General features: G+C 28.4%; 27 protein-coding genes. 20 read left to right on the plus strand and 7 right to left on the minus strand.

Annotated elements, in window-relative coordinates; translation table 11 throughout:
- Positions 1–32: 32 nt before the first annotated feature.
- Positions 33–929, minus strand: coding sequence for a LysR family transcriptional regulator (locus APAC_RS01380; protein ID WP_130232408.1), 897 nt, complete (start codon positions 927–929; stop codon positions 33–35).
- Positions 930–1,054: 125 nt separating this feature from the next.
- On the opposite strand from APAC_RS01380, the gene APAC_RS01385 reads away from it, so the two are divergent.
- The 13 genes from APAC_RS01385 (at position 1,055) to APAC_RS01445 (ending at position 13,784) form a co-directional block, all read left to right on the plus strand.
- A complete protein-coding gene (locus APAC_RS01385) occupies positions 1,055–3,109 on the plus strand; it encodes an ATP-dependent helicase (protein WP_130232409.1) in 2,055 nt (684 codons plus the stop codon).
- Positions 3,110–3,118: 9 nt separating this feature from the next.
- The gene (gene truB / locus APAC_RS01390) at positions 3,119–3,973 is read left to right on the plus strand and encodes a tRNA pseudouridine(55) synthase TruB (protein ID WP_130232410.1); all 855 of its coding nucleotides are present in this window, start codon (positions 3,119–3,121) and stop codon (positions 3,971–3,973) included.
- Between the two features lies 1 nt (position 3,974).
- Positions 3,975–4,739 carry a 4-(cytidine 5'-diphospho)-2-C-methyl-D-erythritol kinase gene (locus tag APAC_RS01395; RefSeq protein ID WP_130234557.1) on the plus strand — a complete coding sequence of 255 codons (765 nt, stop codon included), beginning with the start codon at positions 3,975–3,977 and terminating at the stop codon, positions 4,737–4,739.
- Positions 4,729–5,202, plus strand: coding sequence for an SsrA-binding protein SmpB (smpB, locus tag APAC_RS01400; protein WP_130232411.1), 474 nt, complete (start codon positions 4,729–4,731; stop codon positions 5,200–5,202). Before APAC_RS01395 ends, smpB begins: the two co-directional genes overlap by 11 nt.
- Positions 5,203–5,357: 155 nt before the next feature.
- Positions 5,358–6,824 carry a cytochrome-c oxidase, cbb3-type subunit I gene (ccoN, locus tag APAC_RS01405; RefSeq protein ID WP_130232412.1) on the plus strand — a complete coding sequence of 489 codons (1,467 nt, stop codon included), beginning with the start codon at positions 5,358–5,360 and terminating at the stop codon, positions 6,822–6,824.
- 15 nt (positions 6,825–6,839) lie between these two features.
- Positions 6,840–7,505, plus strand: coding sequence for a cytochrome-c oxidase, cbb3-type subunit II (gene ccoO, locus APAC_RS01410; RefSeq protein ID WP_130232413.1), 666 nt, complete (start codon positions 6,840–6,842; stop codon positions 7,503–7,505).
- A gap of 9 nt (positions 7,506–7,514) precedes the next feature.
- Complete coding sequence (locus APAC_RS01415) at positions 7,515–7,739, plus strand: cbb3-type cytochrome oxidase subunit 3 (protein ID WP_130232414.1); 225 nt, start codon at positions 7,515–7,517, stop codon at positions 7,737–7,739.
- Between the two features lies 1 nt (position 7,740).
- Positions 7,741–8,631 carry a c-type cytochrome gene (locus tag APAC_RS01420; RefSeq protein ID WP_130232415.1) on the plus strand — a complete coding sequence of 297 codons (891 nt, stop codon included), beginning with the start codon at positions 7,741–7,743 and terminating at the stop codon, positions 8,629–8,631.
- Between the two features lie 2 nt (positions 8,632–8,633).
- A complete protein-coding gene (locus APAC_RS01425; protein ID WP_130232416.1) occupies positions 8,634–8,876 on the plus strand; it encodes a DUF4006 family protein in 243 nt (80 codons plus the stop codon).
- Positions 8,877–8,979: 103 nt separating this feature from the next.
- Positions 8,980–9,609 (plus strand): hypothetical protein, encoded by a 630-nt coding sequence (locus APAC_RS01430; protein WP_130232417.1) that lies wholly within the window; start codon positions 8,980–8,982, stop codon positions 9,607–9,609.
- Positions 9,610–10,167 (plus strand): hypothetical protein, encoded by a 558-nt coding sequence (locus APAC_RS01435; RefSeq protein WP_130232418.1) that lies wholly within the window; start codon positions 9,610–9,612, stop codon positions 10,165–10,167.
- A complete protein-coding gene (locus tag APAC_RS01440) occupies positions 10,157–12,517 on the plus strand; it encodes a PD-(D/E)XK nuclease family protein (RefSeq protein ID WP_130232419.1) in 2,361 nt (786 codons plus the stop codon). The genes APAC_RS01435 and APAC_RS01440 overlap by 11 nt, the downstream gene beginning before the upstream one ends.
- Positions 12,518–12,725: 208 nt before the next feature.
- Entirely contained in the window at positions 12,726–13,784 is a 1,059-nt protein-coding gene (locus APAC_RS01445; RefSeq protein ID WP_130232420.1) for an Opr family porin, read from the plus strand.
- A 34-nt stretch (positions 13,785–13,818) separates the two neighbouring features.
- Here the strand turns inward: APAC_RS01445 and prfB are convergent, their stop codons facing one another.
- The 6 genes from prfB to plsY form a co-directional block, all read right to left on the minus strand.
- Positions 13,819–14,916, minus strand: a complete 1,098-nt coding sequence (gene prfB / locus APAC_RS01450) for a peptide chain release factor 2 (protein WP_130232421.1) — start codon at positions 14,914–14,916, stop codon at positions 13,819–13,821.
- Between the two features lie 142 nt (positions 14,917–15,058).
- Positions 15,059–16,207 (minus strand): porin, encoded by a 1,149-nt coding sequence (locus tag APAC_RS01455; RefSeq protein WP_130232422.1) that lies wholly within the window; start codon positions 16,205–16,207, stop codon positions 15,059–15,061.
- Between the two features lie 221 nt (positions 16,208–16,428).
- Positions 16,429–17,046, minus strand: coding sequence for a c-type cytochrome (locus APAC_RS01460; protein ID WP_130232423.1), 618 nt, complete (start codon positions 17,044–17,046; stop codon positions 16,429–16,431).
- A 109-nt stretch (positions 17,047–17,155) separates the two neighbouring features.
- Positions 17,156–18,349 (minus strand): major outer membrane protein, encoded by a 1,194-nt coding sequence (locus APAC_RS01465; protein ID WP_170170093.1) that lies wholly within the window; start codon positions 18,347–18,349, stop codon positions 17,156–17,158.
- Positions 18,350–18,581: 232 nt separating this feature from the next.
- Positions 18,582–18,899, minus strand: coding sequence for a dihydroneopterin aldolase (locus tag APAC_RS01470; protein WP_130232425.1), 318 nt, complete (start codon positions 18,897–18,899; stop codon positions 18,582–18,584).
- 1 nt (position 18,900) lies between these two features.
- The gene (gene plsY / locus APAC_RS01475; RefSeq protein ID WP_130232426.1) at positions 18,901–19,524 is read right to left on the minus strand and encodes a glycerol-3-phosphate 1-O-acyltransferase PlsY; all 624 of its coding nucleotides are present in this window, start codon (positions 19,522–19,524) and stop codon (positions 18,901–18,903) included.
- 87 nt (positions 19,525–19,611) lie between these two features.
- On the opposite strand from plsY, the gene nadA reads away from it, so the two are divergent.
- The 7 genes from nadA to thrB all read left to right on the plus strand — a co-directional run bounded on the left by nadA (position 19,612) and on the right by thrB (position 26,091).
- On the plus strand, positions 19,612–20,601 hold the full coding sequence (gene nadA / locus APAC_RS01480) for a quinolinate synthase NadA (protein WP_130232427.1): 990 nt from the start codon (positions 19,612–19,614) through the stop codon (positions 20,599–20,601).
- Positions 20,598–21,419, plus strand: coding sequence for a carboxylating nicotinate-nucleotide diphosphorylase (nadC, locus tag APAC_RS01485; RefSeq protein WP_130232428.1), 822 nt, complete (start codon positions 20,598–20,600; stop codon positions 21,417–21,419). Before nadA ends, nadC begins: the two co-directional genes overlap by 4 nt.
- Before the next feature lie 63 nt (positions 21,420–21,482).
- Positions 21,483–22,463: a DHH family phosphoesterase gene (locus APAC_RS01490; RefSeq protein ID WP_130232429.1), complete on the plus strand. Its 981-nt coding sequence runs from the start codon at positions 21,483–21,485 to the stop codon at positions 22,461–22,463.
- Positions 22,453–23,835 carry a M23 family metallopeptidase gene (locus APAC_RS01495; RefSeq protein ID WP_228255931.1) on the plus strand — a complete coding sequence of 461 codons (1,383 nt, stop codon included), beginning with the start codon at positions 22,453–22,455 and terminating at the stop codon, positions 23,833–23,835. Before APAC_RS01490 ends, APAC_RS01495 begins: the two co-directional genes overlap by 11 nt.
- Complete coding sequence (gene lpxC, locus APAC_RS01500) at positions 23,832–24,737, plus strand: UDP-3-O-acyl-N-acetylglucosamine deacetylase (RefSeq protein WP_130232430.1); 906 nt, start codon at positions 23,832–23,834, stop codon at positions 24,735–24,737. The genes APAC_RS01495 and lpxC overlap by 4 nt, the downstream gene beginning before the upstream one ends.
- Positions 24,738–24,745: 8 nt before the next feature.
- On the plus strand, positions 24,746–25,198 hold the full coding sequence (locus tag APAC_RS01505) for a hypothetical protein (protein ID WP_130232431.1): 453 nt from the start codon (positions 24,746–24,748) through the stop codon (positions 25,196–25,198).
- Positions 25,199–25,209: 11 nt separating this feature from the next.
- Complete coding sequence (thrB, locus tag APAC_RS01510; RefSeq protein WP_130232432.1) at positions 25,210–26,091, plus strand: homoserine kinase; 882 nt, start codon at positions 25,210–25,212, stop codon at positions 26,089–26,091.
- Positions 26,092–26,116: the final 25 nt, after the last annotated feature.

The raw sequence follows: 26,116 nt of genomic DNA on the forward strand, positions 1-26,116 counted from the left end.
TGATTATTATTAAAACTAGGTAGTTCCTAGTTTTATTTCATTTTTAATAGATAATCAACAACATTTTCAATAAATGCATCGTTTTTTCTATCTTTTCTATATGCAATATATAGTTTTCTCATCATTTTTTGATCACCTATTCTAGATTCAAATAAAGCTCCTGCTTTTATTAGTGATTCAATAGCATTTCTTGAAACAATTGATACTGTTGGTGTAATGTTTTTATCAGAGTGTAATACAGTTTGTACGATAGTCGTAGCACTTGTAACTTCACTTGTAACATCAAATGTATCACAATCAGGATAATTAGCTCTATCAAGATTTTCTTTAAATAGTAATCTAGTATTTGATTCTGGATTTCTACAAACCCATTTATAAGATAATAAATCTTCAGGTTTTGCTTTAGCTGGAAGTTTTTGATTTGAAAAAATTACTATTTCATCATCCATCCACTCTCTATATATAATGTCATCATTTGTAACATAATTCTCAACTAATGCAATATCAATCTTTTTATCAAGTAAATCTTCGATTGCTTCATGTGAAACTGAAACATTAATTGATACGTCATTATGAATATTTTCTTTTAAATTATTTAAAAATTTTGGCAAGATATAATTACCAATAATAAAAGATGCTCCAAATATAAAAGTAACATTTTTATTCATAATTTTTAGTAATTCTTTTTCTCCATTTGCAACACATTTTTCAATCTTTAGTGCAATGGAATAAAGCATTTGACCCTCTTTAGTTAGTCTAATACCATTTTTCTTTCTATCAACAACTTGAACATCCAAATAATCCTCAATATACTTCATTTGTTGAGTAACCGCAGGTTGAGAAATACCTAGTTTTGCTGATGCTTTTGAGAAAGATTTTTCTCTTACAACAGTTAAAAATGTTTCAAGTTTTGCAAAGTCATTTAGCATCCATTTCTCCAAATAAAAATTTATTAAAATTATAACATTTATTTATATATAAAATCATTAAGAGCTGTCAAGAATTTATTAATTTATCTAATCTATGTTATAATAAATAATAATTGGAGAATAAAATGTCAGAAAATCTATTATCATCTTTAAACGAAGCACAAAAAGTCGCTGCAGAGTATATTGACGGTTCACTATTGATTCTTGCAGGAGCAGGGTCAGGTAAAACTAAAACTATTACAACTAGACTTGCTTATTTAATATCAATTGGAATCGATCCAAGTTCAATTTTAACATTAACATTTACAAATAAAGCTGCAAGTGAAATGAGAGAAAGAGCATTTAAAATGATAGATTCAACTATTATAAATACTCCTCCATTACTTTGTACTTTTCATAAGTTTGGTTTACTTTTTCTGAAGTTTCACATGAGTGAATTAAATAGAAAAAATAATTTTGTGATAATAGATACTGATGATAAAAAAAGAATATTAAAATCTATTGATAAAGAGATTACTACATCACTTTTAGTTAGTGAAATATCAAAATATAAAAATACTTTGATTACTCCATATGAAGCAAAATCAAGTGCTCAATTAAAATTATATCAACAGATTGCAAATATATATGAAAAATATGAAGAATATCTTTTAAAAAACAACTTGGTTGACTTTGATGATTTATTACTTCTTCCATATAAAATTTTAAAAGAGAACGAATCTTTAGCAAAAGAGATAAGTCAAAAATATCAATATATAATGGTTGATGAGTATCAAGATACGAATGAATTACAATATAGATTACTAAGATTATTATGCTCATCACATAATAATCTATGTGTCGTAGGTGATGATGATCAATCAATATATGGTTGGAGAGGTGCTACAATTAAGAATATACTTAATTTCTCTGAGCACTTCGAAAATACAAAAGTTGTAAAACTTGAAGAAAACTATAGATCGACTGATACAATTTTAGACCATGCAAATCAATTGATTGAACATAATAGAGACAGATTAGGTAAAAAATTAGTTGGTACTAAAGATAAGGGTAGTTCTGTAAGAGTTTATGAGTCCCATGATGAAAATGAAGAGACAAGAAAAATTTGTGATGATATTAAAATTTTATTAGAATCAGGTGTTCAGGGAAAAGATATTGCAATTTTATTTAGAGTAAATGCTTTATCAAGATCACTAGAAGAAGGATTTAATAGAGCAGGACTTCATTATAAATTAGTAGGTGGGATGAAATTCTATGAAAGAGCTGAGATAAAAGACTTAATTGCATATTTTAGAGTTCTTACTAATTCAAATGATAATTTTTCAGTAAAAAGAATTATTAATAAACCTAAAAGAGGCATTGGTAAAACAACAATAGAAAAGCTTGATGCTAAATCAATAGAGACACAAAAATCAATTGTAGATTTAATTTCTAGTTTAAGTTCAGAAGAACTATCAGCAGTTGTTGGTAAGAAAAATGCAAGAACTTTAAAAGTATTTGAAGCTTCTATAATGGATTTAAGAGAAATATTAAATGATTCGAAAATGAAATTTTTAGATTCATTTGAAGAAACTTTTGATTATAGAGCTTCTTATGATAATGTGCCAGATGGTTTTGATAGACAAGGAAATATTGACGAATTTTATGGATATGTAAGAGATTTCTTTATTCAAAATCCACATTTAGATTTAAAAGACTTTTTAAATGAAATTGCTTTAGAGAGTGAAAGTGATGAATTTAGTGGTGAAGCAGTTTCAATGATGAGTATTCATGCTGCAAAAGGTTTAGAGTTTAAACATCTATTTATAATTGGTTTTGAAGAAGGTTTTTTCCCAATAACTGGTGATGGTAGTGATATAGAAGAGGAAAGAAGATTAGGGTATGTTGCTATAACACGTGCAATGGATAAACTAACTCTTTCATTTGCTCATTCAAGATTTTACAAAGGTAAAAGAACAATCTTGACAAAATCAAGATTTTTAAGTGAATCAGGTGTGATTAAAGGAAGTTTAACAATTGAAAAACACTCATCATTTAAAAAAGGTGATTTAGTTCAACATAAAATATTTGGTATAGGAAGAGTTCAAAAATCTACAAAAGCTGGAAAAGATTATAAATTAACAATCAATTTTGGTGGAACTCATAGAGAAATTTTATCTTCATTTGTGGAAAAAGCTTAGAGATAATTGATGCAAAAAAAACTTTATAATAAAGAGCCATTAAATAAATTATTGGTAGTTAATAAACCAATGTTTATTAGTTCAAATTCATATTTAAATAAAATAAAAAGAAAATACAAAAATAAAAAAGCAGGATTTTCTGGTACTTTAGACCCTTTTGCAAAGGGTTGCTTGATTGTTGCTTTTGGACAATACTCAAAACTTTTTAATTATTTATCTAAAACTCCAAAAACATATAAAGCAGTTATTTGGCTAGGGGCTACATCTGAATCTTTAGATATTGAAAATATTATTGATATAAATGATGAGAGAATATTGAACCAAGATGAAGTTATAAAAGTAATAAATTCCATGCTAGGAGAGATAAGTTATACTCCTCCAAAATTTAGTGCTAAAAAAATCGATGGTAAAAGAGCTTATGACTTGGCAAGAGCTGGTCAAGAAGTTGAAATGAAAAAATCAATTATGAACATTTATGATATAAAGTTTTTAAATTACAACCATCCTTTTATTACTTTTGAGGCTACTGTAAGTGAGGGTAGTTATATTAGATCTTTAGCACAATTAATATGTGATGGATTAAAGGTCAATGGAACTTTATCATATTTAGAAAGAGTTAATGAAGGAAAATTCTTTTTTAATAATGAAAAAGATTTAAACCCTTTAGATTATATTGATTTACCTATTATTAAATATAATGGAACTAAAGAGTGGTTAGATAATGGGAAAAAAATTTCAATTGATTATTTAGATAAAAAAGATAATGGAAAATATATAATTGTATTTGATGACTTTTTCTCTATTATTGAAATATATGAAAATGATGTTAAATATTTATTAAATAAGGTTACATTAAATGTCTGAAATGATTGCTAAATCTTATGCTAAAGTTAATATCTTTTTGAAAATTTCTGATAAAAGAGAAAATTATCATGAACTCGTATCTAGGTTTGTACGAGTTCAAAATAAATATGACATAATGTCATTTGTTAAAACTAGTAGGAAAGCTGTTAACATTATAGGTGATTTTGGTTGCAAAATGGAGTCAAATACTGTATATAAAATGTACAATTTAATAAAAGAGTACAAAAATGTTGAAAATTTCTTCAATGAATACGAAATTAGAGTAGAAAAAAATATACCAGAATTTGCAGGACTTGGTGGTGGTAGTTCAAATGCTGCTACATTTTTATTAATGGCAAATAAATATTGTGAATTAAATCTATCAAAAGATCAAATGTGTGAAATAGCTCAAAAAGTTGGAGCTGATGTTCCATTTTTTGTATATGAATATGATAGTGCAAATGTAACTGGAATTGGAGAAATTGTAGAAAAATTTGATGAAGAAGTTTTAGATATAGAAACAATTACACCAAAAGTTCAATGTAACACTGGAGAAATTTTTAATTGTTTTAGACAAAATTACTATAAACAGATTTCAAAAGAAGAATCAAATAGACTTTTAAATATGAAGTCTATAGATATTTTAAATGAGTTAAATATTGAGCAAGCAAATGATTTATATCAACCAGCTGCCAAAACATATCCATTATTAAAAGAGTATGCAAAAGATGATTGGTACTTTAGTGGTAGTGGAAGTTCATTCTTTAGGATTAAAAATGGCAAATAATAAAAAAGATAATAAAAGATTAGAGTTTAAAAATAAAAAAGCATTCCATGACTATTTTATTTTGGACCAATTTGAAGCAGGAATCGTATTAGAAGGTAGTGAAGTAAAAGCTATTAGAGAAGGAAGAGTAAATTTAAAAGACTCATTTGTAAGAATTATTAAAGGTGAAGTATACTTATTAAATACTCATATTTCACATTTAAGTACTACACATGCTACTTATAGACCTGATGAAAGAAGAGATAGAAAACTACTTTTACATAAGAAAGAGATAGGTAAACTATATGAAAAAGTAACTAAAGATGGAATCACTTTAATTGCTTTAAAAATGTATTTTAACTCTAAAAACATAGTAAAAGTAAAAATAGCAACAGCGCAGGGTAAGAAACTTCATGATAAAAGGGAAGACCTTAAGAGAAAAACGATGTTAAGGGAAACTCAACAAGCTTTAAAGAATTACTAAAAGAAGATAAAAATTATCTTCTTTATAAGCTAAAATTATAATTCTTCTATTAATAATCTGTTAATTTTTTGTTAATTTTAAGTTTCTGTTAGATATTATTTGCATATTAAGTGACATTCTTGTGACTTGTATATAAAATTAGTAGGAGGAAATTGATGCAAAACGGTGCACAAATCGAGTACGATTACTCAGTTGCGAAGTTATTTACGTTTGCAACGATTTTGTTTGGTATCATTGGTATGACTATCGGGGTTATACTTGCATTTCAATTAGCTTTTCCAGGGTTAAACAACCTAGCTGGAGAATATGGTACATTCAGTAGATTAAGACCTTTACACACTAATGGTGTAGCTTTTGGTTTTTCTCTAAGTGGTATTTTTGCGGGATGGTATTATATCTCACAAAGAGTATTAAAGGTTTCTTTAAAAGAATCGCCATTTTTAATGGCTATTGCGAAATTACATTTTGTAATTTATTTTATTACTATTCTTTTAGCAGTTGTTACACTATTTATGGGTATTACAACTTCAAAAGAGTATGCTGAATTAGAGTGGCCACTAGATATACTAGTAGTAGTATGGTGGGTTTTATGGGGTGTTTCAATTTTTGGACTTATTGGAATTAGAAGAGAAAGAACTTTATATATTTCTATTTGGTATTTTATTGCTACATTTATTGCCGTTGCAATGTTATACTTATTTAACAATATGGAAGTTCCAACTGCTTTAGTTTCTGGTTATGGTTCATGGATTCACTCTGTATCAATGTATGCAGGAACAAATGATGCATTAGTACAATGGTGGTATGGACATAATGCCGTTGCATTCGTATTTACTACACCTATTATTGCATTGATTTATTATTTTTTACCAAAAGAATCTGGTCAAAATGTTTACTCATACAAATTATCAATCTTAGCATTCTGGGGATTATTATTTGTATATTTATGGGCTGGTGGACACCACTTAATTTACTCTACAGTTCCTGACTGGATGCAAACTATGGGTTCAGTTATGTCTGTTGTATTAATTTTACCATCATGGGGATCGGCAATTAATATGCTTTTAACTATGAAAGGTGAGTGGAATCAATTACAAACAAATACACTAATTAAATTTATGGTATTAGCTTCAACTTTCTATATGTTATCAACAATTGAAGGACCAATTCAAGCTATTAAATCTGTAAATGCTATTGCACACTTTACTGACTGGATTCCAGGACACGTACATGATGGTGTATTAGGATGGGTTGTATTTATGATTATGGCTTCATTATTCCATATGGTTCCAAGAATGTTTAAAAGAGAAATTTACTCTAAATCATTAATGGATACACAATTCTGGTTACAAACTACAGGTATCGTTTTATACTTTACTTCTATGTGGATTGCAGGTATTACACAAGGTATGATGTGGAGAGCATATGATGAATATGGTTCATTAGTATACTCATTTATTGATACAGTTACTGTATTACACCCATACTATACTATTAGAGCTGTTGGTGGTTTATTATACTTAATTGGATTCTTTATGTTTGCATACAATATCTACAAAACAATTACTGCAGGTAGAGTATTAGACAAAGAACCTGTAAACGCTACACCAGTAGCTGCATAAGAAGGAGGGAAAATTATGTTTCATTGGTTTGAACAAAGACCGTTTTTCTTTGCGGTATTAGTATTCGTATTTGTTGCATTTGCAGGGATTATTGAAATTATTCCTGATTTTGCAAAACAATCAAGACCAACTGTTGGTACTAAACCATATACACTATTAGAATTAGCTGGTAGACATGTTTACATTAAAGATTCTTGTAATGCTTGTCACTCTCAGTTAATTAGACCATTTAAGTCTGAAACTGATAGATATGGTATGTATTCATTATCAGGTGAGTATGCTTATGATAGACCATTTTTATGGGGTTCAAAAAGAACTGGTCCAGATTTAATGAGAGTTGGTAATTACAGAACTACTGACTGGCATGAAAATCACATGATGGATCCAGCTTCAGTTGTACCAGGTTCAATTATGCCTGCATACCCACATCATTTCACAAATATGGCTGATATAGAAACTGCATATGCAGAAGCTGTAACAGTTAAAAAAGTATTTAATACTCCTTATGACCAAGAAGGAATGCCAAAACTTGGAACATGGGAAGAAGCTCAAGCTTCAATGTTAGAAGAAGCAAAATTAATTGCTGCAGATATGAAAAACCAAGCAGTTAAAGATGCTGTTGCAAATGGTCAGATTCCTGAAATAGTTGCAATAATTGCGTATTTAAATTCTTTAAAATAGAGGCTATAAATGGATTATGAAACACTTTTAACGGTACAAGGTTATGCTAAATTCTTTTTGATTTTAGTTGTATTTATTATATTTTATTCATATGCTTGGTCTTTATATAAAAGACAAAGAACTGGTGAAAGAGATTTTGAAAAATACTCAAACCTAGTACATGACGATTCTAGTGTTTCACAGCCTTTGGAAGAAAGAAAAAAAGATAGTGATATAGATAATAAGGAGAAATAAGATGAAGTCTATGGTAGTAGGTGGAATAATTCTTATCATCGCATTATTAGCAGGAACTTGGTTTGCAGCAGGGGATGCTTTTAGCAGTGATGATTATATTAGTAGTTTAACTTTATTAGGTGCAGTTGCAATTATTACAATTGTTGTATTTGTTGCACTTAAATATGTTAACCAAATGAAAAATGACACAGCTAGTGGTGAATTAGCTGAAGAGAAATGGGATGGTATTGGTGAATATAAAAATCCTATTCCAACTGGATGGGGATTAGCATTCATTGGTACAATTATTTGGATGTTTTGGTACTTTACGGTTGGTTACCCAATTAATGGTTTCTCTCAAATTGGACAATGGAATGAAGAGACTTTAGAGTACAATGCAAAGTTTGAGAAAAAGTGGGAAAACCCATCTGAAGAAACTTTACAAGCTATGGGACAATCTACATTCTTAGTACAATGTGCACCTTGTCATGGTGTTGATGCAGAAGGTATTAATGGAAAAGCTCATAACTTAACAAAAAGATTTGAAAAAGATCAAGTTGTACATGTTATTAAAAATGGTGCAAATAACTTAAAAACAGCATACCCAGGTGGAATGCCTCCAATGATGTTAACAGAAGAAGCTGATATTAATGCAGTTGCTGAATATGTTGCAGGTGGTTTCCAAGGTGAACAACCAGCATCTTATGCAGTTTGTGCTGGATGTCATGGTATGGATGGTAAAGGTATGGCTTATGTTGCTCCAAATATTAGAGAGTATGATGATGCAATCGTTATGGCTGTGTTAAAAGATGGTAAGAAAGGAAACATTGGTGCAATGCCAAGTTTTGAAGGAAGACTAAATGAAACACAAGAAAAAGCTTTAGCATCTTACTTAAGAAGTATAGGAGAGTAATTATGGCTGGAAATACACAAATGAACGACAATGAAAGAGGTGTTTTCTCTTTACATGGTATAATTGGTTATTTAATAGCTGTAGCACTTTTACTTACTATTCTAGTAGTATTAACTATTAATGGAATAAAAGTACAACAAAATGAAGCTACAAACTATTATCAAGTTAACCAAGATTTAAATGGTTTAAAAATGAATAGTTCTGATAACCACAAACAGTACCAATTAATTGGTAGTGAAAAGTAAGGGGTAAAGTATGGAAAAATTAATAGGTGTTTTACTTCTAGTATCTGCAATTATGACAGTATACTATGGTTTCTTTGATTCTGCTAAGGTATTTGTAGGTTAAATGAAAGCTAATAACTTATATAAAATAGGAGTGATTTTTTCACTTCTGTTTTTATTCTCACAAAATCTATTTGCACAAAATTTCATATTAAGTGATGATAATTTAATTGATGATAGAGCAAAAGAAAAAATTAATAATATCGGTACAGAAGCTAAGTCTAAATTAGGCATTAATATATATATTTATACTAAATCTAATTTAGGTTTAGATGAAAACATAACTACAAAAGATAAAATTGAATACATTAAAAATTATGAATCTGAAATTATTCAAACTTTAGATAAGCCTTATGTTTTATTAACAAGTGCAGTTGAAGAGACGCATGTAAATCTTTACATGAGTGATGAATTAAAATCTATTATTGATAAAGATGATATATTAGATGGTTATGTAGTTCCTCTTTTAGCTTCAAAAGATAAAAATTCACTTTTTGCAAAAGTTAGTGCTGCAATGCTAAATGGTTATGCAGCAATTGCTGATATTGCAGCTGAAAGTAAAAATATTGAACTAGAATCAAGTATTGGTAATCAAGGTAAAGTATCAAGTACAATTTGGCGTGTGCTAATGTATTTTTTAATTGTTACAGGATTATTAGCGTATACTTATGCAGTTCTTAAAAAGAGAAAATAAATGAAAAGAAATTATTGGCCACTTTTTTTTATAGGTATATTTTCATTCGTATTTAGTATGATCATATGGACTATTGTTAGTGCAACTAGTGTTCCTGTTAGTGAAGATAGAAGCTTTTTACAAACTTACCAAGAAGTAGATGATAACTATAATAAGATTATGAATTCAAATATTGATTTTAATAAATCTTATGATTTAGTTTTTATTCTAAATGGTAAGAAACTACCTTTATCAACTGAGGATATTATGTACTCTCAAAGAGTTTTAGAAAAATATTCTAAAAATAAAAATCTATTAAATGTAGGTGATAATCAATTAGAGATTATGGCTATTAATAAAGATACAAATGAAAAGTCTCTTATTGATATTGATTTAGTAGTTACAAAAAGTTCTAAAAATGATAAAGATGTAGTTTTAAAAACAGATAAGTTTAAAAATATTGAAAATAAATATACTACTAATTTTTCAATTGATGAAGAGAATAATTGGAATATAACAGGTATGTTTAAAATTAATGATAAAACAGGATATATCTTTCTAAAAACTAATGCAATTTAAAAAAAAACTGCTAGTATTTCCCACTCATAGGTCCATAAGGACCTATCTTTCAAAAGAAAAAGAAAATAATAAATTACTTCCATTTTGTATTACAATTGACGAGTTTTTAAAAAAGTCAATTACTCTAAGTGGAAAAAAATATTGTGAAGAAGAGCAAAGAGTTCTATTTTTAAATGAAGCAATAAAAAATACTAATATTTCTAAACTTGGAATATCAAGTGAATTTTCAAATTTTTTAAAACAAAGTGATTATATATATAGATTTCTTTTAGAAATCTCTAGTGAGAAAATTGATATTGAAAAGATAAAATCAGTTGATACTTATGAATTCTATATTGAGCATTTAAGTATATTAGAAAAAATTAAACACAATTATGAAGAAATCTTAGGAAAAGAGAATTTTGTTGATAGAATTAATTTATCTAAATTTTATAAAATTAACAAAAGATTTATTAATAAATTTGATTGTATTGAATTATATTTTGAAGGATATTTTACAAAAATAGAGTTTGATATAATTGAAAAAATTTCATCACAAAAAGAACTTTCAATAAACTTTTACTCAAATGATTACAATAAAAAATCAATTTCAATTTTTAATGATATCTTTGATTATGAGTTTAAAAGCAATTATGAATATAAAATAAATCTTACAAAAAAAGAGATAATTAATGAAATAGAAACAAAAAAAGTTGTAGATAATTTTTCAATAAAAGGATTTAGTTCAAGATTAAATCAAATTGCATTCATAAAAAACTCAATAGTTGATGCTGTAAATAGTGGAATTAATCCATCAAACATTGCAGTAGTTTTACCTGATGAAAATTTTGCCCAAACTATACAATTATTTGATAATGAGAAGTACTTTAACTACGCAATGGGTAAGTCTATTAAAAATCATAAATTATATCAAATATCACACGCCATTCACTCTTATATTAGTGATGATGAAGTTAAGCATGTAAAAAATTTAGAATATTTAGGTATAAAAAAAGAGATTATTGATGAGACTATTAAAAAGGTTTGGAAACATAATTGTTCAAAAGATTTACTTGAAATTATCACAACATATATAAAAAATTTTGAAAACAATGATGAAGTTTTAGAAAAATTTAATGAATTACTTTATAAGTTAAATATACTAATTTTTAGTACAACAAACAAGATTTTAGTAAAAGATGTATTTAAAGTATTACTACAAAAGATATCATCAATAACTTTAGATGATGTAAATTCAGGGAAAATCACAGTTTTAGGATTATTAGAGACAAGAGCAGTAGCTTTTGATTGTGTTATTATTTGTGATTTTAATGAAGACTATATTCCTAAAAAATCAGTAAAAGATAAATTTTTATCTACAAATATTAAGCAAAATGTTGGATTACCTACAAGTAGTGATAGAGAATCATTACAAAAATATTACTACAAAAGGTTATGTGATTCTACAAAAAGAATTTATATCTCTTATGTGAAAAATGACACAAGTCAAATATCAAGATTTGCAAATGAATTGTTTGATGATAAAATTAATTCAAAAAATGAAGATAATAGCTATAAACACATTTTATATAATAATCATTCAATATCATATTTAAATGAAGAGATTATAGATAAAATAGATTTAAGCAAATTTACTTGGTCTGCAACTTCATTTAAAACATATTTAGAGTGTAAAAGAAAATTTTATTTAAATTATATTTTAAAAATAAAAGAACACGATATATCTTTAAAACCTAAAAGTTATGAATTAGGTAATATCATTCACAATATTTTAGAAGAGTATTATAATCAAGATTTTAGAGATTTTTCTATAATTGAAGAACTGTTTAATAAATATAAAACATCAAATGCTTTTTTAACTTTAGATTTAGAAATATGGAAAAAGAAACTATACAAATTTTATGAATTAGATAATAAAAGACTAGAAACTAGAAAAATTGTTGGTTTAGAAAAGCAGTTCAATTCTACTTTTGATGGAATAAAAATAAAAGGCACAATAGATAGAATTGATAAATATGAAGATAGATATGAAGTTTTAGATTATAAAACTTCTAGTTCTTTAAAGGTTGATTCTATAAAAACATCTGAAAATAGTAAAGATTTTCAATTGGAATTTTATTATATAGCGATGAATGATATCTATAAAACTGATAAAATAGATTGTTTTTATTATGATCTTTCAACAAATAGTTTGAAACAAGAAGTTGCCCTTGATAGAAAACTAGAATTATTAAGTCAAAAATTTGATGAAATTAAAGAGATATCTAAAAAAGAGATTAGTTTCACGAAATGTGAAGAAAAATCTACTTGCCAATACTGTCAATATAAAATAATATGTGATAGAGAATAGCGCATATGATATTGATATTAACTATTAATTAAGATTAAAATCTATATAATTTCAATTGATTTAAATAATTGTATATAAAATATACATAAATAATCAATTATATATAAATTAATTGTATATAATTATTTTGTTCTTCTAAGATTTCGAAATATATTGCGCGAAGTATATTAAGAAATTTAAAAATAAAATTAGTAATTAAGGAATTAAAATGAAAAAAATTAGCTTAGTAGCTTGTGGTTTATTATTATCATCTTCAATGGCATTTGGTGCTAACTCAATTGATGAAGCATTTAAATCAGGAACTGTGTCTGGAACATTAACTGCATACGGACTAGTTCATGATGGAAAAGGTGGTGAAGCTGATTCTGATGGTGGTTATACAAATGCTGCATTAGCTTATGAAACTGGTTCATACATGGGACTAAGTGCTAAAATGGGATTCATTGGTGGTCATGCTTTTGCTGATGGCGAATTAGAAAATGATGCTTTAATGACTGAAGCTTATATTAAATATGCAACTGATGGATTTGCATTATCTGTTGGTAGACAAGCAATTGATTTAGAGTGGTTAGGTGATTATAATGAGTCTGTAGTTGCAGCAATTACAGCTATTCCTGATACTATATTAGTATTAGGTTATGTTAATCAACAAGCAGCAGCTGATGAAGATGAAATTGGTAACTTTGATGAAATTACTGAAGATGGTGCATACGTTGTTGACGTTAAATATAGTGGAATTGAGGGTGTTGAATTAAATCCTTATTTCTATTCTGCACCAGATGTTGCTGAGTTTTATGGTTTAAAAGCTTCATATTCAAATGATATGTTTGGCATTGTAGGACAATATGCAGCTTCAAGTGAAGATGTAGGTGAAGATGGTTCAATTGCACATATTGAATTAAGTACAACAGTTGCTGGTGTTGCATTAGCTGCAGGGTACTCTGAAACTGATAAAGATGCAGGAATGGGATCAATTACAGCTTATGGTGATAACTTAACTCCATTTGATAATGGTGACCAACAATATATGACTGATTCTGAAACTTACTATGGTTCAATTGGTTATGCAATTGGTTCAGCTGATGTAGGTGTATTATTTGGTGAATCTGATACAGCTGCTGGTGATTACGCTGAGTTAAATGTATATGGTTCATATGGATTAACTGATTCATTATCTTTAGGATTATTATTTGTTGATTATGACAAAGATGGTTCATCTGATGAAGATTATAAAGAGTACTCAGCTACTTTATCTTACTCATTCTAATACCTTAAAATAATTTAGGAGTTTTTCTCCTAAATTATTTAGTCGATGTTGCTATTAAAACATCCTCTATTACTTTTGTAATATCCCCATCTAAAATTGCTTCTACATTTGAATACCCAATATTACTTCTTGTATCTTTGATTTGTTGATAAGGTTGTAAAACATAAGATCTAATTTGATGCCCCCATCCAATTTCACTTTTTTCAACACCATCTTTATCTGCTTGTTGTTTTTCAAGTTCTAGTTCATATAGTCTTGATTTAAGCATTTTCATTGCACTTGCTTTATTTTTGTGTTGAGATCTATCATTTTGACACTGTACTACAATACCTGTTTCAATATGTGTTATTCTAATAGCACTTTCAGTTTTATTAACATGTTGCCCACCAGCTCCACTTGCTCTATATGTATCGATTCTAATATCTTTATCTTCAATTTCAATATCAATATTATCATCAATCTCAGGACTTACCATAACTGAAGCAAACGATGTATGTCTTTTTGCATTTGAATCAAAAGGAGAGATTCTAACAAGTCTGTGAATACCATTTTCTGCTTTCATATAACCATAAGCATTTTCACCTTTGATGATAAATGAAACATCTTTTATACCAGCCTCATCACCAGCTTGATAATCAAGTAGTTCAACTTTGAAATCACGTCTTTCAGCCCATCTTAGGTACATCCTATAAAGCATACTAGCCCAATCTTGCGATTCAGTACCTCCAGCACCTGGATGAATAGAAACAATTGCATTTGAACTATCATCTGGATTACTTAACATTACAGAGATTTCTGTAGATTTTATTAGTTCTCCTAATTCATTTGCTTCTTCATAAAGTAATTCAAATGTATCTTCATCTTTTTCAATAGTAGCTAATTCATATAAATCATTAGTTCCACTTAAAGCTTCGTTTGCTTTATTAAACTTTGAAAGTTTTGATAATATTCTATTCTTTTCAATACCTATTTTAGTGGCATTTTCAACATCATTCCAAAAGTTTTGATCAGCTTCTAAAGTTTCAATCTCTTTTAGTCTTCTATTTAGCTCATCAGGTTTTAAAATACCTTCGATATTTTTTAGTTTAGTATTTAATAGTTTGATTAATTCACTATATTCGTATGCATCCATGTAAGTACAATCCTTTTAAAAAAGTAATTATACTTTAAATATGTATAAGAAGTGGTTAGATTAAGATAATCATAAAAAAAGGCCTAAAGAAAAACTTTAGGCCCTCAAAAAAAAGTGTAGGAAAGTATGATGCTCTAAGAAATTAGAATTTGTAAGATAAGTTAACTCTTGTTTCAGAATCTTTAGTCTCATCTTTACCAAACATAGAGTGACTAACTTTTACAGATGCATTTTTAGTAAATTTGTATGATGCATTAATTTCTGATTCATCATACTCTTTATTTGCAGCTTTAGCATCGTAGTTTGCGTATGCAGCACCTAATTTTAAATCAGCAATTTTATATGCAGCTTTAATCATATATGCATCAGTATCAGCTAAATATCCTTTTTTACCAGAACCAGCAGTTAACTTAGTATAAGTACTGTATGAACCTTCGCCTAAACCATACTCTAAGTTTGTTTCATCATCAGTAGTTGTATATGCAGCAGTTAAAGAAAGATCAGCTAATTTTGCATCAACTTTTAAACCTAACATTTGACCATCTAAATTTGTTGTTTCATTTTCAGAAGTTAAGTATTCTCCAGAAACTTTTACAGCACCTAATTTATACGCAGCTTCTAAGAACATTAAGTTAATATCTTTATCATCTTGAACAGATGCGTATTGAGCTGTTAAATCTAAGTTTTCAATTGATTTATTATTAACTAAGATTGTGTATGCACCATCTTTAGATACTTGATCAAATTCACCTGGGTTACCATTTCTATCTGTTCTTGTAGACATTTTATCAACATAACCTAACACGATAGTAGTTTGTGGTAAATCTGTATTAACAAATGTAATTGCTTCAAAAGAGTCTTTAATTAATCTTGAACTAGAGTTCCCTAATAATGGAGTTTTTAAGTGTTGTCTACCAACTTTGATTGATGAATTATCCATTGTATATGCTAAGTAAGCTTCACCTAAAACAGAACCAGATGCATCTTCATCTTTAATTGTAATATTACTTTCATCATCTTTGTTGATTACGTGTGATGTATAAAATGTTGCTCCAGCAGTTAATCCATAGAATGAACCTGTTTTAATTCCTAAGCTACCACCAAATACGCTGATATTACTATCTTTTTTACCAGCTGCTGCTTCATAATCTTCTGCAAAGTATTGAGCTCTAATTTCTCCTTTTACTTTTGAATCAGCGAATGCTTGCGCTAAAGATTCAGCTGATGCTGTAGTTGTTAATCCAGCAACTGCTAATGAAGCTACTAAACTTAATTTTGCGATTTTTTTCATTTTAATGTTCTCCTAAAAATTTTATATCAAATATGATGTAGAATTTTAATGAGTTAAAGTTACTAATTGATTACAATGATTATAGAAGATACAAAAAAAGGGAAAGTAAAAAATTACTTTCCCTTAAGATTTCGAATTTTTAAGACACCAAACTTTGATGTAGTGAAATTATAGATAGATTTTATTACAGCTAAGTTACAAATAAATCAAAGAAATTTGATTTATTTTAAAGATTGTAGATAGTTAAAGATATTTATTGTATCTTCTTCTGTTGTTGTAGTTGCATAGGCTCTCATTTGATATGGATTACCTTTACTATAAGTACCTCTTTTATATCCATCCATCAATTCAAGAATGTCTTCTTCAGATAATGTATTAATTGCTACTGAAAGTCCAGGTTCTAATTCTCCTTTTTTCCCATGACAACTTTGACATTTATTTTCATAAAGTTCTTGACCTCTTTGAGCTTTCATGATCTTTTCTTCTATCTCTTTTTCTTTTTTCTCTTGAGCTTGTTTTGCTTCAAGTTTAGCTAAAACTCTTTTTTCTAACTCTTCTTGAGATATATTAGTGTTTGTATTTACAAATGCTGTAGAAGTTGTTCCTTTTTTAAGAATATAGATATAGTTGTTATTATTTATTTTTATATCATCAACTCTCCAACCACTATTTTTCATATCTGTTAATGAGTATTGAGAATTACATTCACCACCATCTAGTGCTACTTTTTCTAAAGTCATAAGATTTGTGTGATTCTCTTTAAAACACATTGTTGTTTGTGCAAAAGTAAGAGTTGATAAAGCTAAAGTTGAGAGTGATATTTTTAATAGGCTATTCATTTGTATCCTTTTATTTGATAGAAGATTTTATCATAAAAAAACTAAAATGAAATAAAAAAAGGTAAAGAGTTAAAACTCTTTACCTTTGAAGAATTTAAAAGTTCAAATACTAGAACATGTAAGTGAAATGTAATCTTCCTCTTTGAGCTTCAGTATCAGCAGCACCAGCATTTTCTTGGTTAACTACACCATATCTAGCATATGCATAGAAATTTTTAGATGGTTTCCAAGTTAATTGACCATAAGTTTCATCAGAATCTAAGTCTGTTGTATCATTATTCATCATATTATGATTGATTGCAGCAGAGATTGAAGAAGTAATTGCATAAGAAGCATTTAATTTAATCATATCACCTTCTACATCTAAAGTATTAAGATTTAAAGCCCAACCTTGGTTTACAGCCTCAGCATCATCATCAAATGCAACTAAACCACCGTCTTTACCTGTTGCAGTATATGAAACATTAGCTCCAAATGCACCAGCTTTTAATTTAGTACCTACATAGTATAACGCTTGCTCTTCACCTGAATCTAATTCTAATGAAGTATATCTAGCATATGGAGATAATGAAACTCCACCTAAATCTAAAGATGTTTTAGCACCAAATGTGTAAGATTCAGCAAAATCTTTTAAATCAATAAAGTTAGCATCTAATGCAACTCCACCAAGTTTAGTCATAACGGCAACAACTGCTAAATCTTCAGCTCCAGTTGCTACATCTACACCTTCACCAGATAATTTAGTTTGGTTCATAAATCCACCAACTAATGTAACAGGACCAACGTTAGCTACAGCAGTAATACCAGTACCCTCTTGAGTTTGACCAATATCATCATAAGTATCAGTTTGTGGAGTATTAATAGTTTGTTGACCAACATTGATTGTTAAGTTATTAATACCTGTATATGTGAAGTAACTGTATACTGTGTAGAAGTTACCACCCATGTAGTCAACACCTTCTGATGTAGTATCTGAAGTTCCAGTTACTGCTCCAACATAAGTATATGATAAATCATCATTGATTTTAGAAATTAAACCAACAGCAATTTTGTGTTTATTGTTTGTTGTATTGTTGTAGTCGTCTTCATTACCATCAGCTACAACAGTACCATCTTCTAATGTTTTACCTTTTGTATCTGTAAAGTTTGTGTTATCAATAGATCTATCATCATATCTATAAGTTGCATAACCTAAGATAGATGTATTTTTAATTGCATCCTCTAATGCACCTGCAGATGCAGTTGTAGAAAATCCAGCTACAGCTACTGCAGCTACTAAACTCATTTTTGCGATTTTTTTCATTTGTTCTCCTAAAATTTCGAAATCTTTAATCAGTTTACCGGAGCGCGCGAACATGTTCAAAACGGAGGTTTCGAAACTCTACCGGCTTACCGTTGCGTTCATTCTACATCACTAAATTTTAAAGTTTTCTTAAAATTATGCTTTTGAGTGTTAATTAACTGTTAATTTAAGTTAGTTTTTAATTAACCGATTATTAATGCTGTGTTAATGCTATTTTAGGAGTTTTTTAGTCTTATTTGTAATTTGATAATGAAACTAAACAATCTTTTAAAATATCTGGCTTTGTTATTTTTAGTTTTAGGTTATTTATTTTATACAGTTTGTATAGTAGAGTTTCTATATGAATTATTGCATCTTCTAAAAGTTCAAATTTTTTCTTTTTTATCTCTTTTTTTATAAGAGTAGAAACTTCAGAATAATCAATAAAATAATCAGCTGAATAATCATAATCAAAAGATAGATTTATGATTATTCTTTGTTTATTTACTCTTTCAAATGGCAATAAGCCAATAATACATTTAAATGTTAAATCTTCAATATGTACTCTCATATTAGATTACTTTTCCCTCTTGACCTTTTATAAGTCTTACAATATTTGGAATATGTTTGTAGTATATTATAAACGCAATTAAATACATAGGTACATTAGAACCAACATTTAATCCATCATTTATAAAACTTGCACTTATGATAACGGCAGTTAATCCAAGAAGTGAAGATAGTGAAGATATTTTTAGAACTTTTGCACATATTATCCAAACAGCAGCTCCTATTAATGTAGCAATTGGTATAAGAGCAATATAAACACCAAGTCCAGTTGCAACACCTTTTCCACCTTCTAATCCTAAGTATATAGAATAACAGTGCCCTAATACAGATAGAACTGCAATTCCCCAAAGTGTAGAATCACTAACACCATAAGCCATAGCTATTAAAATTACAACTGTTCCTTTTAAAGCATCAAGTATAACTGTAGCAATTCCAAGTTTCTTAGCTAAGCTAGGATTTGTTTCTTTTACAACCCTTAATACATTTGTAGCACCAATACTTTTACTTCCTGCACTTTTTATATCAACATCTGCAAATGTTTTTGCTAAGATAAGACCAAATGGGATTGACCCAACTAAGTAAGCAGCAACTAAAAACAGTACATTTGTATTTGTTAAAAAATCCATTTATTACCTTTAGTAATCATATAATTAAATGAGATTGTAACTAAAATTTTGTTATATTCACATTTAATTAATTGAAGAAGGTCTATTTTGAATTTAAAAGAAGAGATTATAAAGTTAAAAGAAGAGTTAGACGTAACTTTAGTAGCACACTTTTATCAAAGAGATGAAGTGTTTGATTTAGCTGATATTACAGGAGACTCATTAGAACTTGCTAAAAAAGCAATTGCAACGGACTCAAAATTTATTGTATTTTGTGGTGTTGGTTTTATGGGAGAGAGTGTTAAAGTAATGGATACCTCAAAAAGAGTTCTTATGCCAAAAATTGCATGTTGTGCAATGGCAAGAATGATTGATGAAGGTTACTATGAACAAAACTTGAAAACTATGAATGAAGCAGGAATATCAAATGATGATATTCTACCTATTACATATATCAACTCAAGTGCTGCTGTTAAAGCAAGAGTTGGTCAAATGGGTGGATTAGTTTGTACTTCATCAAATGCTTATAAAATCATTGAAAAAGGTTTAGAATCTGGTAAAAAGATTTTCTTTGTTCCAGATAGATGTTTAGGTCAAAACTTTGCAAAACAAATGGGGCTTAAGTCTGCAGTTGTTGGAGATGGAACGGATTTAAAAGAAGCTGATATTATCTGTTATAATGGATTTTGTTCTGTTCACCAGCAGTTCAATGTTGAAGATATTGAATTTTATAGAGAAAAATATCCTGATATTTTAGTTGCTGTTCATCCTGAGTGTGACCCAAGTGTTTGTGATGCAGCTGATTTTGTAGGTTCTACTTCGCAACTTATTACTTATATCAAAGATTTACCACTTGAACAAAAAGTAGTAGTTGGTACGGAGTTTAATATGGTAAATAGATTAAGAGAAAAAAATACATATATCTTAAGCTCAACTAAACCTGAATGTCCAACTATGAATGAGACAACACTTGAAGATGTTTATAGAACATTAAAATCAATAAAAGAAGATAATATTTCAAAAGAGAATGAAATATTTGTTAGTGAAGATACAGCAAAATGGGCAAAAGTTGCTTTAGAAAGGATGTTTGAAGTATGATTAATATTAAGAAGTTCGTGAAAAATGCTATTATAGAAGATAATGGTAGGGGAGATTTATTCTTTGATGTTGCACCAAAAGGTAGATTTACAGCAAAAGCTATTTCTAAAAGTGATGGTATCTTAGCAGGTGTACAGTATGCTAAAGTATTAGCTAGAACTGAAAAATTTGACTGTAAATTTTTAAAACATGATGGTGATGAGATTAAAAAGGGTGATGTTATTGCAGAACTTGAAGGAAAAGCATCTATTCTATTATCTTCTGAGCGAACTTTTTTAAATATGCTTCAACATGCAAGTGGTATTGCTACTAGTGCAAATAAGTACGCAAAGCTTATTGAAAATACAGGTGTTGTATTACTTGATACTAGAAAAACAAGACCACAACTTAGAGACTTTGAAAAGTATGCATCAAGAATAGGTGGTGCTATAAATCACAGACTTGGACTTGATGATTGTTTAATGCTTAAAGATACTCACTTAAGAACTATTAAGGATTTAGGAGAGTTTATTAAAAAAGCAAGAAAAAGAATCTCTTGGGTAACTAAAATTGAGATTGAGTGTGAAACATTTGATCAAGTAAAAGAGGCGATGAAAGCTGGTGGAGATATTATTATGTGTGATAATATGCAACCTGAACAAATATTAGAAGTTGTTAAATACAGAGATGAAAATTTTCCTCATGTTTTACTAGAAGCTAGTGGAAATATCGATACAACAACTATTCAATCATACGCTGCAACGGGAGTTGATGCTATTAGTAGTGGAAGTATAATCCATCAAGCTACTTGGTTAGATTTTTCAATGAAGTTTGATTAATAATAGTGGTTAACTTTTGGTTAGTTTTGAAATAGTAGTATGTAAAGAATAAAGGTTTAAAATATGAAGAAGGATTTTATAGTTAATAATAAAGTAGATATGAGTGAATACTCTAAAGCTTTGAAATTAATTGAAAAAAGTAGATATATACTTATTGTAACTCATGTAAATCCTGACCCTGATTCTATAGGTTCAGCATTGGCTTTGTCAAATTTATTTTATGAAAATAAGATTAAGCATAAGGTTTTTAACGTAAGTTCAGATTTGCCTCAAAACTTGGATTTTATTCCAAAGTTTGACAAAATTACTGACCAACTACCTAAGTTTTTCGATTTAGTAATTAGTGTAGATTGTGGAACTAAAAAAAGATTAGGAATTGATATTGACCCTAATATACCGCTTATAAATTTTGACCACCATAAATCTAATGATAGTTTTGGTGATGTAAATATTGTAGATTGTATGAAAAGTTCAACAGCAGAATTAGTATTTGAGTTTTTTAAACATAATGGATTATATATTACTAAAAATTCAGCAACGGCACTTTATGTTGGAATTTATGATGACACACTAGCTTTTAGTTTAGGTAGATGTGATGAGGTTACTTTTGAAAAAGTTAATTTTTTAGTTGAGTGTGGTGCAAACCCATCTGATATAGCAAATAAACTTTTAAGAAGAGACTCTTTAGCAAAATATAGAATTATTCCAAAAGTATTGGAGAGTTTATCTTTATATAAAGAAGGAAGTGTAGCTTCTATAATAGCTCTTCCTCAATGGTTTGAAGAAACGGGAGCTCACAATAGAGATTGTGAAGATGCTTTAGATATGGTTATGAGTATTGCTATAGTAAAAGTAGCATTTTTTATTAGAATAGTTAATGGTTCAGCTAGGGTTTCATTAAGATCTAAAGGTTCTGTTGATGTATCAAAGGTGGCTCAAAACTTTGGTGGTGGAGGTCATTTAAATGCTGCAGGTTGTAGTATAGATATTTTAGATGTAAATAAAGCAAAAGAAATAGTATTAAAGGAAGTTCTTGAGATTTAATAACAAAAGAGAGAATAAAGCTAAAAAGTTTTTATTATTTTTATTAGTAGTGTTAGTTTTAGGTGCAATAGCATTTGTATTTTTTTCACCAATGTTTGAAAAAAATTCTCCTAAAATATCAATAAAAGATGATATTTACTGGAATTTAAAAACCCCTTTAAAAATAAATTTAAGTGATGATACTGAAATCAAAGATTTTGAAATAATTTATAAAGATGAACAAAATGAGATTAGATTAGATACGCAAGTAATTAATAAATCAAAAGGTTCAATCGATTTAAATATTATTGCTCCTAAAACCATGGAAAACTATAAACCAACATCTGCTTTACTTAAAATAAAAGTTAGTGACACAAGTAAGTGGAACTTTTTTATGGGAAATGAGATAAAAAAAGAAGTTAAACTAAAAATTGATAAAAAAAGTCCCATAGCAAATGTTATTTCAAATACATACTTAATAAAACAAGGTGGAAGTGCTGCTGTTGTAGTTGAAGTTAAAGATGAAAATTTAAAAGATATGTATATATCATTTAATAATGAAGAGAGATTTGAATTAATACCTTTTTATAAAGAAAATTTTTATATGGCTATTATTGCATGGCCAATTTATATAGAAGAGTTTAAACAAGTAAATTTAGTGGCAGTTGATGAAGCGCAAAATAAGTCAGTTACAAAAGTTCCATTATATATAAAATATTTAGAGCCAAAAATTGATACACTAAAAATTTCAGATGACTTTGTAAATAGAGTTAGTAAAAATGTATTACAAAAAAGTGGTATGGATATCCCAAATAGTCAAGATGAAATTTTTGTGAAGGCAAATAAAACTTTGAGAAAAGTAAATGTTGATACTGTTAAAAATGAAACTAGAAAAAAAATGAGTAGGGAAAAAGTTTCAAATTTTGATTTAAATACATTTAAAAGATTACCTTCATCTATGAGATTTGCTTCATATGGTGAAAGAAGGCATTACACTTATAATGGCAAAAAAATAGATGAAGCATGGCATTTAGGAATTGATTGGGCAAGTGTAAAAAAAGCAAAAATTTTTACATCAAATGATGGAAAAGTGATTTTTAATGATTATCTAGGAATTTATGGGGATACTTTAATTATAGATCATGGATTTGGATTAGCTACATTATATGCCCATACTAGTAGAGCAGCTGTATCTTTAAATCAAGAAGTAAAAGCAGGTGAGCACATAGCAAATACTGGTTCGACAGGAGCTGTATTTGGAGATCATTTACACTTTGGAGTTTTAGTTCAAGGAATTGAAGTTAATCCTGAAGAGTGGTTGAGTAAATTCTGGATTAGGGAAAATATTACAAAAATAATTAACAATTCAATGGAAGTGATAAAAAGCAAATGAAACAAAGAACTATAGCAAAAAGTGTAGAAATTGTAGGAATAGGGCTTCACAAAGGAGTTCCTGTAAAAATGAGACTAGAACCTCTTGATAGTGATATGGGAATTGTTTTTTATAGATCTGATGCAGGAGTTACAATTCCAGTTAAAAGAGAGTTTGTTGTTGATACAAAAATGGCAACAGTTATTGGAAAAGATGATGTTGTTGTTTCTACAATAGAACACTTATTATCAGCTGTTTATGCATATGGTATTGATAACCTTAGAATTATAATTGATAATGATGAAGTACCAGTTCTAGATGGAAGTTCTTCAGGATATTGTATGCTGATTGAAGAAGCTGGAATTAAAGAGCTTGAAAAGAGTAAAAAAGCAATAAAGATAAAAAAAGAGGTTGAAGTAACAACACCTGAGGGTAAAAGAGTTTGTTTAAAGCCATCTAATAGAATAGTATATGATTTTAAAATTAAGTTTGACCATCCAGCCATTGGTGAACAAGATTTTCATTTTGATTATTCAATTGAAGAGTATAAAGAAAATATCTCAAGGGCAAGAACTTTTGGGTTTTTGCATGAAGTACAATATCTAAGAAGTATTGGTTTAGCTCAAGGTGGGTCTATGGAAAATGCAATTGTACTAGACCAGAGTAAAGTTTTAAATCCTGAAGGCTTAAGATTTGATGATGAGTTTGTAAGACACAAAATTCTTGATGCAGTTGGAGATATGGCTTTATTAGAATATACTTTAGTTGGAGAGTATGATGCAATTGCAGGAAGTCATCATTTAAATCACTTATTAACTAAAAAACTTTATGAAGATGAATCAAATTATGAAATTATTGATTTAGAAGAGGCTAATAGTGAAGCTAAAGTATTTGAACTAGCTTATTCAAAAGTAGAAGCATAGGAAAAAACTTGATTGAAGTCTTAGTTATAACAATCTCTAATCCTTTATTAATTGGGATTTACGAAAATAATAAATTAATAAAAGAGTATAAATTAGAAGGTAAGACCTCTGATTTATTACCAACACTATTTGAAGAACTACTTAGTACTTATGATATAAAAAGATTAAATTATGTAAATACTCCGGGTTCATTTATGGCTATAAAAGTTGCTTATGTTTTTTTAAAAACAATAGCTATTACGAAAAAACTTCAATTTAGAGCCATTGATGGCTTTGAATTTAACGAAAATTCTCCAATAAAAGCTTTAGGTAAAAAATATTTCATAAAAGATGAAAATAAAATTAAAGTAGACTTTTTAGAAAAAGATAGTATAATACGCGATTTTAAATTACCTTTAAGTATAGAAAATATAAATTTTAATAATCAAACACTGCCAATATATAATTTACCAGCTGTTTAAGAAGGAAATAAATGAGAGTAAGCGTTCCAGCTACTAGTGCCAATTTAGGGCCAGGTTTTGATACACTAGGTTTAGCAATTGCTATGAAAAACCAAGTTGTAATAAAGCCATCAAAATTTCATAGTGTGTCATTAAGAGGTGAAGGTTCTAATAATCCTGCACTAAAAGATAACAATATGTTTATCTCGATTTTTAATGATTTTTATCATAATTTAACACACAAAAAAAGAAACTTTAGATTTGAATTCCAAAATGAAGTACCTCTTTCAAGAGGTTTAGGTAGTTCATCTGCTGTGATTGTTTCAGCAATTGCAAGTGCTTATGCAATTGAGGGAATAAAATTAGAAAAACAAAAACTATTAAATTTAGCACTTGCTTATGAAAATCATCCTGATAATATAACTCCTGCAGTTATGGGTGGCTTTAATGTTGCAACAGTTCAAGATAATGAGGTTAGATTTTTAAATAAATCAATTCCAAAAGTTTTAAAAGCAGTTGTAGTAATTCCTAATAGACCAATATCAACACAGCTTTCAAGAAAGGCACTACCATACAAATACTCAAAAGAGGATGTAATTTATAATATATCTCACTCTTCTTTATTAACTGCTGCTTTTATGAGTGAAAATTGGGATATGTTAAAATGTGCTTCTCAAGATATGATTCATCAAAAATATAGAATGAAACATATGCCAGAACTTTTTGATGTTCAAAAAACTGCCTTAAGTAATGGTTCTTTAATGAGTACGTTATCAGGATCTGGTTCAACACTATTTTCAGTGGCTTATGTAGATGATTCAAGAAAATTGGAAAAAGCATTAAAGCAAAAATTTCCTCACTTTAAAGTATTTACATGTGACTTTGATAATGTTGGTGTAAGAATAGATTTATAAGTTTTTGGAAATTAAGAACATTTAG

This window comes from Malaciobacter pacificus, from assembly GCF_004214795.1.
Lineage (GTDB): Bacteria > Campylobacterota > Campylobacteria > Campylobacterales > Arcobacteraceae > Malaciobacter_A > Malaciobacter_A pacificus.

Coding starts and splice junctions, on each gene's coding strand:
- APAC_RS01380 (WP_130232408.1), bottom strand. CDS start 929: ATGCTAAATGACTTTGCAAAACTTGAAACATTTTTAACTGTTGTAAGA.
- APAC_RS01385 (WP_130232409.1), top strand. CDS start 1,055: ATGTCAGAAAATCTATTATCATCTTTAAACGAAGCACAAAAAGTCGCT.
- truB (WP_130232410.1), top strand. CDS start 3,119: ATGCAAAAAAAACTTTATAATAAAGAGCCATTAAATAAATTATTGGTA.
- APAC_RS01395 (WP_130234557.1), top strand. CDS start 3,975: ATGATTGCTAAATCTTATGCTAAAGTTAATATCTTTTTGAAAATTTCT.
- smpB (WP_130232411.1), top strand. CDS start 4,729: ATGGCAAATAATAAAAAAGATAATAAAAGATTAGAGTTTAAAAATAAA.
- ccoN (WP_130232412.1), top strand. CDS start 5,358: ATGCAAAACGGTGCACAAATCGAGTACGATTACTCAGTTGCGAAGTTA.
- ccoO (WP_130232413.1), top strand. CDS start 6,840: ATGTTTCATTGGTTTGAACAAAGACCGTTTTTCTTTGCGGTATTAGTA.
- APAC_RS01415 (WP_130232414.1), top strand. CDS start 7,515: ATGGATTATGAAACACTTTTAACGGTACAAGGTTATGCTAAATTCTTT.
- APAC_RS01420 (WP_130232415.1), top strand. CDS start 7,741: ATGAAGTCTATGGTAGTAGGTGGAATAATTCTTATCATCGCATTATTA.
- APAC_RS01425 (WP_130232416.1), top strand. CDS start 8,634: ATGGCTGGAAATACACAAATGAACGACAATGAAAGAGGTGTTTTCTCT.
- APAC_RS01430 (WP_130232417.1), top strand. CDS start 8,980: ATGAAAGCTAATAACTTATATAAAATAGGAGTGATTTTTTCACTTCTG.
- APAC_RS01435 (WP_130232418.1), top strand. CDS start 9,610: ATGAAAAGAAATTATTGGCCACTTTTTTTTATAGGTATATTTTCATTC.
- APAC_RS01440 (WP_130232419.1), top strand. CDS start 10,157: ATGCAATTTAAAAAAAAACTGCTAGTATTTCCCACTCATAGGTCCATA.
- APAC_RS01445 (WP_130232420.1), top strand. CDS start 12,726: ATGAAAAAAATTAGCTTAGTAGCTTGTGGTTTATTATTATCATCTTCA.
- prfB (WP_130232421.1), bottom strand. CDS start 14,916: ATGGATGCATACGAATATAGTGAATTAATCAAACTATTAAATACTAAA.
- APAC_RS01455 (WP_130232422.1), bottom strand. CDS start 16,207: ATGAAAAAAATCGCAAAATTAAGTTTAGTAGCTTCATTAGCAGTTGCT.
- APAC_RS01460 (WP_130232423.1), bottom strand. CDS start 17,046: ATGAATAGCCTATTAAAAATATCACTCTCAACTTTAGCTTTATCAACT.
- APAC_RS01465 (WP_170170093.1), bottom strand. CDS start 18,349: ATGAAAAAAATCGCAAAAATGAGTTTAGTAGCTGCAGTAGCTGTAGCT.
- APAC_RS01470 (WP_130232425.1), bottom strand. CDS start 18,899: ATGAGAGTACATATTGAAGATTTAACATTTAAATGTATTATTGGCTTA.
- plsY (WP_130232426.1), bottom strand. CDS start 19,524: ATGGATTTTTTAACAAATACAAATGTACTGTTTTTAGTTGCTGCTTAC.
- nadC (WP_130232428.1), top strand. CDS start 20,598: ATGATTAATATTAAGAAGTTCGTGAAAAATGCTATTATAGAAGATAAT.
- APAC_RS01490 (WP_130232429.1), top strand. CDS start 21,483: ATGAAGAAGGATTTTATAGTTAATAATAAAGTAGATATGAGTGAATAC.
- lpxC (WP_130232430.1), top strand. CDS start 23,832: ATGAAACAAAGAACTATAGCAAAAAGTGTAGAAATTGTAGGAATAGGG.
- thrB (WP_130232432.1), top strand. CDS start 25,210: ATGAGAGTAAGCGTTCCAGCTACTAGTGCCAATTTAGGGCCAGGTTTT.